The following is a 13,742-nucleotide window of genomic DNA, read 5'->3' on the forward strand; positions in this document are numbered from 1 at the left end:
GGAATTGGTCTATTATTTATCACAGAGGCACATTCAACACCTAGCTAAGCCGGCCGTTCCACGAACTCCGTAACAGCGTAGAACGGGAGCGTATCAATCAGCGCCACAAGCAGTTTCACGATGTACTGCCCAGCGACGATCGACACGAGCGCCCAACCCCACGTCGGGTCCCCACCGAGGCCGAGTGCCGGAAAGATAGCGAAGCCGAGCGTGATGAACACGACCGTGTCCACGCCCTGACTAATTGCAGTGGAGCCGCAATTTCGGAGCCAGCGATGCCGACCAGCGGTACGATCCTTCAGGTCAGCGAAGAGTCGGACGTCGAGATGCTGGGCGAACGCGAGCGCGACGACGGAGGCGAGGATGATCGATGCCGAGCCGCCAAGCGTCGAGACGAACGCGTCTTGCCCACCGTAGAACGGAGCGGATGGCATCCAAATGGCGAGGAAGACGAGCGCATACGCGATGACGAGCGTGACGACGGTGCCGTTGACCACAGTCGCAGCGTACTCTTTCCCGTGATACTCGACGAGCAAGTCCGAGGCGAGGTACGCGACGCCGAACGCAACGAACCCAGCGGGGACGGCGACACCGCCAAGCCCGGGGAGTTCGATCCACGTGAGTTTCGCTGCGAGGACGTTTGCGAGGATGATTGAGCCGGCAAAAACGGCAGTAAAGATCGCGCGAGTATCCTCGGTCTCCATTAGCGGTCACCACCCGCTATGACCGGACCACTGCGTGCGGTGCTGTGTTGCGGCTCGGCTGAGGTGGGTACCGATGGCCAACGAGAGAGTCGGCGGAGAGACGATCGTGAGTGTGAGTGGTGCTGCTGTTCCATCGATGAAGTAACGAAACTCAATCTTTATATATTCCCCGAATATTCTTCGAGTATGGCCCGAAGTATATCGAGAGACGAATCCGAAGCAGATGTGCTTCAGGAAGCAGGCCAACGCACACTCCACATCGGAGCAGACAATCCCATCCGAATTAGCTCGGGCCACAGAATCCTCCACCACGACGGGAAGTGCTCGCGGCCACACGGCCACAACTACGAGATCACCGTCGAGGTAAGCGGTGAACTCACCGAGGAAGGGTGGGTCGTCGACAAAGGCGACGTCACAGACGTCATCGACGCCTGGGACCACCGGTTTCTCGTTGAGGAAGGCGACCCGCTCGTTGACGCGTTCGAGCAGGCCGGCGACGGCGACGCCCTCGTCATCTTGGAGCACCCACCAACGGCAGAGGTGATGAGCGTCCTCCTCGAACAACGGATGCTTGAGGCGTTCCCAGACACCGTCTCGGACGTCTCCGTGTCGGTGAGCGAAACCGGCGAGCTCTGTGCGACCTACTGATGCCGGTCGCAAGTGACGTCGAGGAGCCCACAACGGACGCTGAGGCGGCTGGTGAGGGGCTTCCGATCAACGAGGTGTTCTACTCGTTGCAGGGCGAGGGAACGCTCGCAGGCGTGCCCTCTGTCTTCGTGCGGACCTCTGGGTGTAACCTTCGGTGTTGGTTCTGTGATTCCTACCATACGTCGTGGGAGCCGACCGGGGCGTGGCGCGACGTCGACTCGATCATCGAGGAGGTGCAGTCCCACGAGCAGGCGAACCACGTCGTACTCACGGGCGGCGAGCCACTCATCCACGAGGAGTCCGTCGAACTCTTAGAACGGCTCGATGCAGAGGGGTATCATACGACGGTAGAGACAAATGGGACAATCTACCGGGACGCGCCGATCGACCTGGCGAGTATCAGCCCGAAACTGGCGAGTAGTACGCCGACACCCGATCGTGACCCCAAAGGGGAGGGCGAGTGGGAGGAGAAACACGAACAGAATCGGATCGATATGGATGCGCTCTCCCAGATGGTCGACGACTACGAGACGCAGCTCAAGTTCGTCGTGACCGACGAATCGGATCTCCCAGAGATTACGGATCTGGTGGGCCGAGTGCGAGCGGCGACGGCGACGACCGTGGCGGATGATGACGTGTTGTTGATGCCGGAGGGCATGACGCGCGAGCAACTCGACGGGACGCGCAGCGAGGTCGCCCAGTTAGCGATGGAGTACGGGTACCGGTACACGCCGCGACTGCACGTGGACCTATGGAACGACGCACCGGGAACATGAGTGCTGTACTGAGACAGTTCGGCCAAGATCGTGTGGTGCCGCGAGTGCGGTGTGGTGGACAGAGCGAAAATCGATTCGACGCAACTGAGCAATCATGAGCAACAAAAGTGCGGTCATTCTGGTGTCCGGCGGGATGGATAGTGCGACAGCTGTGTACGAAGCAATGGAACAGGGGTACGAGCCGTACTTCCTCCACACCTCATACGGGCAGCGCACGGAAGACAAAGAGTACGAGTGCGCACAGGCGCTTGCTGAGAAGGTTGATGCGGCTGACTTTCTCCATATCGAGACGGGGCACCTCTCGCAGATTGGGGCATCGAGTCTGACCGACGAAGAGATGGATGTGGCTGACGCGGATATGGAAAGCGACGAAATTCCGACGTCGTACGTCCCCTTCCGGAACGCGAATCTGTTGTCGATGGCGACGTCGTACGCGGAAGCGACTGAGTCGGAGGCGATATTTATCGGTGCGCACTCCGAGGATTTCTCTGGGTATCCCGACTGTCGCCCGGCCTTTTTCGACGCCTTTCAGAACGTGATCGACGTCGGGACAAAACCGGAGACGGAGATCGAGTTGAAAGCGCCATTCGTCGAGTGGTCGAAAACGGAGATCGCGGAGCGTGGGTTGGAGCTTGGTGTGCCGTACGAGATGACGTGGTCGTGTTACCGTGACGAGGAGCCAGCGTGTGGGACGTGTGATGCGTGTGCGTTCCGGCTTGAGGCATTCCGGAATGCTGGGTCACGCGATCCGATCGAGTACGCTGAGCGGCCGGAGTTCTCGTAACTCACGAGTCGATTTTACTGGCCGGAATCAATACCTCTGCGTTTCTCACATTCGCCACAAAAATTTGAGGGCAATTCCGATACAGAGTTGACGTGCTTCTCTGACGTGAACTGATTGTGAGTCGCGTAGTGGTCTGCCCACCCACACCGAGTATTCTCGGCAAAGTGCCACTTCTGATCGCCTTTCCGTTTTATTTCCACCCTGACAGTTAATCCGGTACACTACATTAGTGTTCGGTACAATTGCCGGTCGACCCTACTGAGTCAAAATATACCCTCTTCTGACTGCTTGAAATGGCTCGTGAACGGATAGGCGCACATCATATTTCGTTATGTACGACAATTAGACAACAAAACACTTTTCGAGAGTGGAGGGTGCTATTGACTATGTCTCAAGATTCTCGTTCAACAGAGGTTGAACGTCAGGCCGAAATTCAGCCAGGCACGTATCTGTTGAACGGGCGTGGGGAAATCCAGTTAGATGAAGTCGATGCGTTCCAATATGATTTGAAGGTTTCAGGAGGAGTCGAGCAGTATTGGGATCGGGAACAGTTCACGTCTTCTGCTGCATACTATTTAGATCAGGAGCACGGGTCGCCTGTGGCTGAAATAGGGAAGATGAATGTCCTCTCAAAGACGGATCTTTCGAGATCAGTTCGTGTTTGGCAGCGGAATGTGACGCCGATTAACCGTCAGAGTGTTACTCTTACTGCAGCACAACCGGAGGACCGAGAAAAGATCAAAAGTTTCGTTCAGTCGTGTTTCAAGCGTGCTGTACCAACTGAGAAGTACTCCTTCCGATTTCTCAATAAGATTGTACGTGATGAACCGGAGTTCACGACTGGGTCAGAAGGGTTCTCCGCCCATCCGAAACACGACGTGAAGATTCAGGTGACTGCAGATGGTAACGTGTTGGTTCATGTCGATTCTGGGTTCTCAATTCGGAGTAATTCGACGCTTGACGAGATTTATTCTGAGCAAGATAATCCGTACGGGAAGCGGGTCGCCCATGATCCGGAACGGTACGGTACGCAGGGGCAAGGAACTCTTCGAGGATGGAGTGATTATCGGTACACCGATCATATCTCAGACGCGGGGTCGTCCGTTAATGAGATGCACAAAGGCGTTGCTGATGAAGAGTGGAGACAGCGGCTTGCTGAAGAGAATCCGCGTCTCTTGAAAGTCGAATACGGTAATAAAACTCGGCGACAGGCTCCTCATTTCCTCAGGCTATCTCCACGCATAGAGCAGGTTCAGGATCAGGACCGGGAGTTCTACTCTAGATTTAATTCCCGAAGTGCGATGATGCCTGATGAGCGGTTTGAGCTCTCAAAGGAATTCCTCCAAAATGTGAGTCGCTTACCGGTCTTGGATATGGAACTTGAACCAGGGCCGGTAAATTCATCGTACGAATTGCTGGAGATGCGTGAGGAAAACCGGTTGGTTTTCGGTGGAAAGCAGCGGGCGCGTGATCCTGGTTCGGGCCTTCGTGAGAATGGAGTCTATCAATCTCCGTCGCAGTACAGGCTTGGCGTGCTCACCCCAGAACGGTGGGGGGAGAAGGCTTCGGAGTTGATTCCACTCATTGTTAGTGGGCTGAATGACCTGTCCGCGTCAGCAGGTGTTCGTGCGTATGGATATGAATTGGGAGACGTCTCAAATTACACGCCTGTTGTACAAGATTTACACGAAGAAACTGACGCTGTGTTGGCAGTCGTGCCGAATAAGGGAGTAGCTGAGGACTTCGGGATCGATGATCCGTACAAGGAGTTGAAGCGCACGCTTCTGCGAAAAGGTATTCCGACGCAGATGATGCAGAAGTCAACTGTTGATGAAATTGTGGGTCAGAAGGCAGGCATAGGGAATGACAAGTTCTTGAATGCGTTGAGTGCCGTCGTTGCGAAGGTTGGTGGGACTCCGTGGCAGATCGATTCGCTGCCGGGAAAGACAGACGCCTTCATGGGTCTCGATGTGACGTACGATGAATCTTCAGAACAACACGCTGGGGCAAGTGCCAGCGTCGTGTTAGCCGATGGGACTACGTTTGCGGCGGAATCTACCACGCAGCAAGGTGGTGAGAAGTTTTCAGCGCGTCACGTAGAACAGTTTGTTCGAGATCTCGTATTCGATTTCGCAGGTGAACAGGGGCGCGATATTGACCGCTTGTGTATAATGCGGGATGGAAAGATCTCTGAAGATATTGACGCTGTTCGGGAGGGATTATCCGGCATAGAGGCAGAGATTGATATCGTAGGTATTCGGAAATCGGGCCAGCCTCGAATTGCCGAATTCGACGGGACTCGGTTCCGTATCGCAGAGAAAGGTGTTGGGTTCGTCGATGCTGATCGATCTCAATCAATTATCCATGCCTTCGGAAAGCCGGAGATTCATGATGACAACCCTGTGGGAACACCGCGAACGTTCCGCTTGACGAAAGATTCCGGTCCGACAGACGTTGAAACGTTGACTCGGCAGGCGTACTGGCTATCTGAGATTCACTTTGGTAGTCCGGTCCGTAGCCCGAGATTGCCAGTGCCGATCGAGTACGCTGACATGGCTGCTGAGTACGTGCGAGAGGAGTATGTCTCACCGGGAACGGTGATTGAAGGGCCGGCGTACATCTAATTACACAGCGAGTGCGTCAGCACTCGAGGCCAGTGCTTCTAGTCGATATGTACTGGCGTATCGTCAAGGAGCAATTCGATTTGGTGAATCGTGTTGCTGAATGCGTGCGTGAATTCGGTAGATTCCCATGTGTAGGTGTCTTCTACGTCGGTAAAGTAGAGCGTGGCAGCCACGTCCCGTGTAGGGTCTTGTTGGCTGAGCGCGGCAGCGTATGCTTGTATCTGTGGTTGATGGTGTGTAGCTCGTTCGTCGAGAAACTCCTCGGTTGTCTCAGTTGACGGTTTCCGGTCGGTTTTGTAGTCGATGACGTGGTATGTTTTTGGAGTGACAATGAGGTGGTCGATGAAGCCGCTGACGGTGCCAGTGTCGAGGGTGAGTTCGATATAGTACTCATCATGTGTTTGTTGAACGTCGAGATCCGCATGAAAGTCGTCGAGGTAGTGGATGGCAGAGGCGGCGGCAGTTTCGATGGCGTCGTACGCTGAGTCGGGATACGTGTCGTCGGTGAGGCCCGGAGTGCGGTCGTGTTGTTCTTGGATTGCTTGGTCGATGACGGGGCGGCGGTACTCAACTGGTGGCCGGGTTTCGCAGAGCCGGTGGACGGCGTGCCCGTAGATCGCGGCGGGGATGTCGCGGGTGTTTCGATTGGGAGAGTCGTGTCCGTCGCTATTGTCGGCATCGTGCGTTACGGCGGTGGCGGTGACCTGGTGTGTGTCGTCGTGACGTTGGAGTTGGGCGGTGCCGGCGGGGATACGGCTCAGGTCGGATGCGGAGAGGGTGAACTCCCACGGGTGTTCGTACTCGTACGCGGAGCGGTGCGTAGAGGCCGAGATGGGATCGGGGTCGTGATCGTATCGTTCGGTGTCGGGTGGGCAGCGAACTGTGATTTTACCGTGGTCGGTAGTTCCGTTGATATCGTATGGGTGCGTGACGGTGAACGAGCCGTCGGTTTCAAGTGTATTCCAATTCCGTACAGCGCCATCGTCGTCGCCGAAGAGCGCCGGTTGGACCCAGTCGCGGTAGGAGCTCGGGTTGTCCGGGTCGGGTTGTTCGATTCCCGTTTCATGGTCGTTATCGGCGGTGTGGCGGCCGGTGAGTATGAGGTGGTCTTCGGCGCGTGTGGCGGCGACGTAGAGGACGCGTTTTTCTTCGGCATGCTCTTCTGCGCGACGGCGGTCGCGGGCCACGTGTCGCATAAGCGTCGCGTTCGTGTCGGTGCGGTCGTCAGTAGGAACGTTCAGGCCGAGGACGGGACGCCGCTCACCATCGATCGGGACGCGTTCGTACTCGATGCTGCCGTTGCTGAGACGGGCTTTGTCGTTGAAACCTTTCCCAAGACCGGGGACGACGACAACCGGGTACTCCTGACCTTTCGCTTCGTGGACGGTCATGATACGGACACCGGTCGCGTCGGTGGCGTCGTTGGCTTCGGGTTCCTTCCGTGCCTGTTCAGCGTGGTTGGTGAGGCGCGTAGTGACACGGTCGAGACTGGGGACGCCGCTGGCGTCGAATTCGCGGAGTTTGTCGCGGAGTTTGTCGATGTTGGCGAGAGCGGTGGTACCGCGTTCGTCGGCGGCGATCGCGGCGAGATACCCGGTTTCTTCGAGGATTCGGTCAGCAAGCGCGACCCAACTGTCAGCGGTCGCTCCGGGTATGTCGTCGGTGCCGGCGTACGCACGCCAGCGTTCGAGGTCGGTAACGACGGATGTCACGTCCGGATCGTCGCTTGCTTGGAGAGAGGTCCATAACGTGTCGCCTGGGTCGTGAGCGGTTGCGAGTTGTGTGTCGGTGAGGCCGCACAATGGAGATCGGGCGGCGGCGTACAGCGCGATGTCGTCGGTCGGGTCTGCGAGCGCGTCGAGGAGTGCGGTGAACGCGCGGATTTCCGGCGTGTCGTAGAACCCTTCGCCTTTGATGACGGTGTACGGAAGGTTTGCGCCGCGAAGTCCGCGCTCGTAGTCTTTGAGATCGCTGCGGGACCGGATGAGCACGGCAATGTCGTCTGGTGTGACGGGACGCGTGTCGTCGTCGGTGTCGTCGTCGTGATCGGTGACGAGCGTTTCGTCGTTGAGTAGTTCGGCGATTCGGTTAGCGATGGCAGTCGCTTCGATGTCGCCCGGTTCGGATTCGGGAAGGTCGGTCAGGTCGTGATCCGGAGAGAGATACCGGTCGCGGAGGTCGGCGTCGACCGGGACGGGTAGGTACTCGGTGATCGGATCGAGATCGGTTGGCGTGTCGCGCCCGGCGATGAGTGGAGCGCTCACCGCTTCGTACGGTTCGTCGTCACCGTACCCGAACACGCAGTCAAACAGGCCGTTGATACCACGGAGTGTCTCGGGGAGGGTACGGAAGTTCGTGGTGAGCGCCGGGTCGCATACACTCGATCCGTTCGTGGTGTTCGCGGCATGGATCGTGTCAGCGGCATCGTCGAAGACGGTGACGTCAGCGTCCCGGAACCGGTAGATGCTCTGTTTGATGTCGCCAACGACACACACGTTATCAGCGTCAAACGGGTCCGAATCGCTTGTGAGCGCTTGGACCAGTTGCCACTGCCGCGTGTTGGTGTCTTGAAACTCATCGACCATGACGTACCAGAGATCCTCACGGAGGCGGTCGGTTGCCTCGGTGTTTGTGTCCGTCAGGAAGGTGAGGGCGTGCCCAATCAGGTCGTTGTAGTCGAGTACACCACGCTGCTGTTTCCGGTCGTCGTACTTGGTGAGCGCCGTGTCAGCGAGGTCGGCGAGCGCGATCAGGAGGTCGTGAGCATCACGGTCGGGGTCAACTGACACGTCGGTCGGCTGGGCGTCTGGTTCAAGCGCATCAAGTACACTGTCCATCGCCTCCCGGAAGCGTACTGCGGTCTGGCCGTCGCTCTCTCGAAACGACTTGTTCCCGTAGTACGTTCCGTCACCGTACCGGTCACCGTCACCGTTCGTGAGAATGTCGCAGAGGGTGAGACACAGCGAGAGCTGCGTGATCGGAGACATGGCCTCGACATCCATACTGGTGAGGTCCTCGTAGAAGTCAAGAATCTCATTTCCGACACGTTTCATCGGATTTGTTCCGAGTCTGTCGCTGACTTCGTCGTCGCCGTACAACTCACGGAGGGTGTCAAGATCCTCACGGACGGTATCGAGCAAGTGATTCGGATCGACATCCAGTGGATGTAGTTCGACGAGGTACGCCTCGTACTCGTCGAGGTCTTCCAAGTCACGAATCTCGTCGATCCAGTGGCCGGTCATGTCGGGTTCGGCAATGAGTCCGGCGAGCACATCCACGAGTTTTGTCCGGTCGAACACGGGGGCAAGCTTCTGCGTTTTTGGGGGATTTGATTCGACAAGTTCGGTCGCAACCGTCGTGCGAAGCTGCGCGGTTTCACCGGCTTCGAGCACGTCGAAGTCAGGGTCGACGGCAGGATGCGTGACAGCGTACTCCTCAAGGATCCGACTACAGAACCCGTGTGTAGTGTCGATGTACCCAGCTTCGACGCCGTCGGCAGCGGCGCGCCAGACGGCCCACTGATCTGGGTCGTCGATGTCCGCGAGGCGGTCGCGGATCTTCTCGCGGATGGAGCGTTTCAGGTCTTCGGCGGCGCGGTCCGTGAACGTCGTGACGACGATTCGTTCAGGGAGGCGGCGCGCCGCTGCCGGGTCTGTGATTCGGTCGATGTCGTCCGGGACATGGTACGCGGGCTCCCCATTACCGGCAGTGAGGCTTTCCGGGCCGTCGAGGTGTGCCCGGAGGATCGTGAGGTACCGTTCGGTGAGCGTCGTCGTTTTCCCGGTCCCGGCACCGGCTTTCACCGTGACGTTTCGGTCGATCGTACGGGCAGCGCGTTGCTGTGCGCGGGTCAGCGGGATATCGTTGTCGCCGGCGGGGTGTGAGTCGTCTGTGTGCGTGTCGTCAGTCATTTGGTGTCCTCCGTGTCGAGGCCGGGAGCGTAGTGCGGCGTGTTCGTGTCGGTGAGCTGCTGGTGAACGGCGTGTCTGCGGTGGTGGCGGACGTCGCACGCGTCCCGATACGGACAGTACTCGCACCCGGCGGTATCGGGGTCGAGGACGGTTGGGTGAAACGCCCCGTCGTCGACGGCGGCCGAGATGCGGGCGATCCGGTCGGGAACAGTCTCATGAAGGAATTCGTTGAACTCGTTGCGCGTGTCGAACGTGAGCGATCGGTAGCGTCGCAACGGGTCCGGGTCGTCTGTTCCCCAGTACGCGTGGGCGGCATCTTCGTCACCGCCGATCGTGCCGTCGTGCGGGGAGACAGAACTCTTCGGAGTCACTCGGTAGTAGGACGCTCCGACGGGTTCGCCGTCGAGCGCGTCTTCGGCCATCAATAAGTACGCGGGGAGCTGAAAGGCGTACCCGTCGATCGTATCGCTCTCGCTGTTCGTGCTCCCTGTCTTGTAGTCTACGCCGACGAGTCCGCCGTCTGATGTGATATCGAGCCGGTCGATTTTTCCACGGATCTCCACGTCTGTCCCGGGAACGCGGACAGGGCCGTCCGAGATCACTTCGGGGCCGGGCTCGTCAGGGGTGAGTCCGACGTGTGCCTCGAAGTACGTCGGCGTTACGTCCCGGGGAGCGAGTTCGACCTCGGCACGGAGGAACCGTTTGAACAGTCCGGCAGCGGCGACTGAGTCTCCGTATTGGTTGTCCGGAACGTCCAGCCCGTCGAATAGAGCCGCGAGCCACGCGTCGTGGAACGCGGTGTCACGTGCGTCCAACTCCACGAGCCGCTCAGCCGCAACCGCGTACAATTTCGTTTCTGCGTCCGACAGTGTATCCCCGGTGACGTTCTGGTGGCCTGCCGCCCGCCAGTCCCGGTAGAAGCGCTCGAGCACGTCGTGGACGTACGTGCCGACGTCGAGCGCGTCTGGCTCCAACGTGACCTCGTCATCCGGTTCGATGTCGAGGACGTTTCCGAGGTAATACTTGAACCCGCAGTCGGCGAACGTTTCGAGGCGGCTCGGACTGTACGGTTTTCCGCCATCTCGCAAGTCAGAGATGACTTCTGGGTCGACGTGCCCATCGTACTTACCGACTGTATCAGCTGCGCGTGCGGCAGCAACTTGTACGCCGCCTGCGAGCCGTTCAGGCGCGTTCGCACCCGGTATATCGATGTCGTACGTGTCAGCGTTCTCCACGACCTCCCTCGGTGTGACGGCGTCCGTGTCGATGGCAGTGGCGAGCGATCGATGGACGTCTGCGTACGTCGCTGGTCCCGCGCGGTTGCTGTCACCACGTTTGACCTCCTGTTCGGTGACGCGTTCAAGTTCTAGCACCGTGTCGGCGATGACGTACGGGTCACCATTCGCATCGCGCTCAGGCGCGGTGAACGTCACCGTCGCGTCGGACGCAAGCAACTGCGCGAACACGTACCGCGTCCCTGAGACAGGGTCCGCAGCTTCGAAGTCCGAATGCGCGTCGTTGAGCGGCCGCGCGAACGCCAAGCGGCGCGGGGGCGACGGCGTGTGTTCGGTCGTGAGTCCCGGTACGATCACGTGATCCGTGTCGTTCCCGACCGCCTCGACCGGTGAGCACACGCGGACGCTGTTCGACTCCCGACCGATCGTCGTGTCAATCGAGATTTGTTCGAGCGCGCGTCGAAGGGCTTCAACAGTCGTGTCCGCGTCGACAGTCCGCCGACTTGATGGCCGGAGATCAGTCAGTGATGCACACACGTCGGCCACGGCCTCTATCGCCTGTTGCTCCCGAGCCGTCACGTGCCGTGAAAACTCGACGCCATCCGTGAGGTTCGTCCCGTCGTCACTCGTCGGGATGCCAAGAGCGGCGAACAGCTCCTGACGGGCAGCGTCGAAGTCATCGTTGGTTGCGAACTTGTCACACGCCTCAACGGCGTCTCGGACCAGGTTCTCGTCCGTCGCCTCCACGTGGTCAGCGAGCACAGAGACCTGTGTCGACTCCAATAACTCTGCGGTCCGAAGCACCCGACGAGTAGATCCTCGCTGACCGGGATACACGAGTGGGTTCGACAGCAGTCTGACCAGCGGAGCCTGTCGGTCTGGCTCCGTCCCGAGATCCATCACCGCTTCGAACAGCTTCCCAGTCGACGTAGCGAAAAATGACTGCGACGAATGGAACGATACCGGCACGTCCGCATCATGGAGTCCATCCGTGAGCCGGTCGCCGTACGTTTCTGTATCGAACGGCGCGACAGCGATCGCTTCGGGATTGACACCCTCCCCGATTAGCGACCGCACCTCGCTCACGACGGCGCGCACCTCTCGCTGAATCGTTGCGTGCGTCTCGACTGCCACGCCGGAGCCGACCGTGACTGACTCGTCGCCTCCGTCGACGTGCTGGTACAGAGATGCAGCCGCGGTTTCCCGCAATGTAGGCGATTCCGAGTGTTCGACAGTCGCTGTCGACGTGAACCCAAGATCGGCGTACCACTCATAGATGCGGCGGACGGCGTCGTCCGCGCCGTTCGGCTCATCGCTTTCAGTTACGCGCGGTACCACGACCCCAGTGTCGAACGTGTCAGCAAGTAGTTCAACGAGATTGCGTTCCAATGGCGAGATCGTTTGGAACGAACCGATGACCACTACGTCGGTCGCGGCGAGTTCGGACCCCACGAGCTGCTGTCCGGCGTTGAGGACGTGACGGAACCGTTCACTCCGGAACGTCTTCGCGTTGCCGAGCCCGTCACGACGTGCCTCGTGAACCAGCCTGACGAACTGCGACAACACGCGCCCGAGATTTGGAAGCCCTTCCCGGGTGAGACGCTGCTTGACTTCATCCGCTGTGATCGCGTCCGCAAACTCCAGCAGCGTCAAGAGTTCTTCAGCCTGTTCGATGAGCCCAACGGCAGGGTCATTCTCGGTATATAACGGGTGGGTTGGATCTTCAATGCGAGCGAGCGCTTCCTCGACGATCCACCGACGCTCCGCGTCCGTGACGAACGTCGACGGTCCGGCATACGTATCTGCCTCGTACAGCGCGTCGACGAGCGTCCGAAACCCGTCAAGCTGAAGTTCTACACGTGACCCGTGCGCATTCCACTGATCACCGATAACTGTATCGTCCACCGCCGGCGGTTCAAGATACAACACCGAGTGCGGCACGCCCGTAGCCCGGTCACCAGCCCACCGGAGTGCGGTACCCCGACTGCGGGAGGGCGTCGATCGAGAGAACATCCGGCAGGTCGTCATTATGTTATCCTCTCGTGATCACTACGTGAAACTTGTGCTGTCCAAGCCGGTGTCTCTCAGGTGAATTAGACCCTGCTACAGATGTAACTCACCCTACCACTAATCTGTTGAGTGGTGTACTCGGAGGTAGCGAATCTGACGGTACCATGGGGATCACCCGGCGGGCCTTTTTCGATGCCTTTCAGAACGTCATTGATGTCGGGACAAAACCGGAGACAGAGATTGAACTGAAAGCGCCGTTCGTTGAGTGGTCGAAAACGGAAATCGCGGAGCGCGGGTTGGAGCTCGGCGTGCCGTACAAGATGACGTGGTCGTGTTACCGCGATGAGGAGCCGGCGTGTGGAACGTGTGATGCGTGTGCCTTCCGGCTTGAAGCGTTCCGGAACGCTGGGTCACGCGATCCGATCGGGTATGCTGAGCGGCCGGAGTTCTCGTAAGCGAAATCGGGAATATATCGGTATGAATTGTGTTAATCGCTCAGATGTTTTCCCTATTTTCCCCAGACTGTACCGATACCAAGCTTTTCTCCGAGGAGTTTTAGCATCAAAATCAGAAATCCCAGAATCAAAATTGTTCCAAGATGTCCAAATATCGGATGTACAAGATCAGAGGTGATATCTGGCGAAATAAACAGCAATACTAACCCAGCAAGAACGAATCCTGCTGTGTAGGTTTTTGTCCAATATTTGGCAGAGATATAGATACTCAACAGCATAATTCCCGTTAGCAATAAAAAGACAAATCCGGCTACGACGTCACCCCAAGCGGTTTGCGCGTAGACAACTCCCAGAAAAACGGCAATTGATGGTAACGCGATCTCGAAAATAGCCCGAACAATTCCGTTCGTTATTGTTGGTGTTCCCATTTTATAATGTCACACTCTATTTCTCATAGGTCTACTAAGTCCACTGTGGATGAGATATAATTAATTCTACGGATTCTAGTTGGTCCGATAATATCCGAGCCATACACGAAAGGCTAGCCTAGTGTCAGCTTCCATCTTATACCTTTTATTAACTAATATTCAAGAGT

At 58.0% G+C, this 13,742-nt stretch carries 8 protein-coding genes and 1 pseudogene; 5 read left to right on the forward strand and 4 right to left on the reverse strand.

Annotation, left to right across the window (positions count from 1 at the left end):
* Nucleotides 1–44 precede the first annotated feature (44 nt).
* Nucleotides 45–704 carry a queuosine precursor transporter gene (locus C468_RS04755; protein WP_008847737.1) on the reverse strand — a complete coding sequence of 220 codons (660 nt, stop codon included), beginning with the start codon at nt 702–704 and terminating at the stop codon, nt 45–47.
* A 186-nt stretch (nt 705–890) separates the two neighbouring features.
* Between C468_RS04755 and C468_RS04760 the strand changes: the two genes are divergently transcribed.
* The 4 genes from C468_RS04760 (at nt 891) to C468_RS04775 (ending at nt 5,536) form a co-directional block, all read left to right on the forward strand.
* On the forward strand, nt 891–1,352 hold the full coding sequence (locus C468_RS04760) for a 6-pyruvoyl trahydropterin synthase family protein (protein ID WP_049912035.1): 462 nt from the start codon (nt 891–893) through the stop codon (nt 1,350–1,352).
* The gene (locus C468_RS04765) at nt 1,352–2,128 is read left to right on the forward strand and encodes a 7-carboxy-7-deazaguanine synthase QueE (RefSeq protein WP_008847739.1); all 777 of its coding nucleotides are present in this window, start codon (nt 1,352–1,354) and stop codon (nt 2,126–2,128) included. The genes C468_RS04760 and C468_RS04765 overlap by 1 nt, the downstream gene beginning before the upstream one ends.
* 94 nt (nt 2,129–2,222) lie before the next feature.
* The gene (gene queC, locus C468_RS04770) at nt 2,223–2,912 is read left to right on the forward strand and encodes a 7-cyano-7-deazaguanine synthase QueC (RefSeq protein WP_008847740.1); all 690 of its coding nucleotides are present in this window, start codon (nt 2,223–2,225) and stop codon (nt 2,910–2,912) included.
* A 386-nt stretch (nt 2,913–3,298) separates the two neighbouring features.
* Nucleotides 3,299–5,536, forward strand: coding sequence for a Piwi domain-containing protein (locus C468_RS04775; RefSeq protein WP_049912037.1), 2,238 nt, complete (start codon nt 3,299–3,301; stop codon nt 5,534–5,536).
* Between the two features lie 38 nt (nt 5,537–5,574).
* Here C468_RS04775 and C468_RS04780 read toward each other — a convergent pair whose 3' ends face one another.
* Together C468_RS04780 and C468_RS04785 are read right to left on the reverse strand one after the other, a co-directional pair.
* The gene (locus tag C468_RS04780; protein WP_008847742.1) at nt 5,575–9,447 is read right to left on the reverse strand and encodes a UvrD-helicase domain-containing protein; all 3,873 of its coding nucleotides are present in this window, start codon (nt 9,445–9,447) and stop codon (nt 5,575–5,577) included.
* Nucleotides 9,444–12,710 (reverse strand): PD-(D/E)XK nuclease family protein, encoded by a 3,267-nt coding sequence (locus C468_RS04785; RefSeq protein WP_049912039.1) that lies wholly within the window; start codon nt 12,708–12,710, stop codon nt 9,444–9,446. Before C468_RS04785 ends, C468_RS04780 begins: the two co-directional genes overlap by 4 nt.
* A gap of 158 nt (nt 12,711–12,868) precedes the next feature.
* On the opposite strand from C468_RS04785, the pseudogene C468_RS04790 reads away from it, so the two are divergent.
* Nucleotides 12,869–13,147 (forward strand): annotated as a pseudogene (locus C468_RS04790) (7-cyano-7-deazaguanine synthase); the annotation flags it as partial.
* 53 nt (nt 13,148–13,200) lie between these two features.
* Here C468_RS04790 and C468_RS17975 read toward each other — a convergent pair.
* Complete coding sequence (locus C468_RS17975) at nt 13,201–13,575, reverse strand: hypothetical protein (protein WP_152422866.1); 375 nt, start codon at nt 13,573–13,575, stop codon at nt 13,201–13,203.
* Nucleotides 13,576–13,742: the final 167 nt, after the last annotated feature.

The organism is Halorubrum kocurii JCM 14978 (assembly GCF_000337355.1).
Classification (GTDB): domain Archaea; phylum Halobacteriota; class Halobacteria; order Halobacteriales; family Haloferacaceae; genus Halorubrum; species Halorubrum kocurii.

Bases quoted from the DNA above. Each gene is read 5' to 3' on its own strand.
- C468_RS04755 (WP_008847737.1), bottom strand. From the start codon at position 704: ATGGAGACCGAGGATACTCGCGCGATCTTTACTGCCGTTTTTGCCGGC.
- C468_RS04760 (WP_049912035.1), top strand. From the start codon at position 891: ATGGCCCGAAGTATATCGAGAGACGAATCCGAAGCAGATGTGCTTCAG.
- C468_RS04765 (WP_008847739.1), top strand. From the start codon at position 1,352: ATGCCGGTCGCAAGTGACGTCGAGGAGCCCACAACGGACGCTGAGGCG.
- queC (WP_008847740.1), top strand. From the start codon at position 2,223: ATGAGCAACAAAAGTGCGGTCATTCTGGTGTCCGGCGGGATGGATAGT.
- C468_RS04775 (WP_049912037.1), top strand. From the start codon at position 3,299: ATGTCTCAAGATTCTCGTTCAACAGAGGTTGAACGTCAGGCCGAAATT.
- C468_RS04780 (WP_008847742.1), bottom strand. From the start codon at position 9,447: ATGACTGACGACACGCACACAGACGACTCACACCCCGCCGGCGACAAC.
- C468_RS04785 (WP_049912039.1), bottom strand. From the start codon at position 12,710: ATGACGACCTGCCGGATGTTCTCTCGATCGACGCCCTCCCGCAGTCGG.
- C468_RS17975 (WP_152422866.1), bottom strand. From the start codon at position 13,575: ATGGGAACACCAACAATAACGAACGGAATTGTTCGGGCTATTTTCGAG.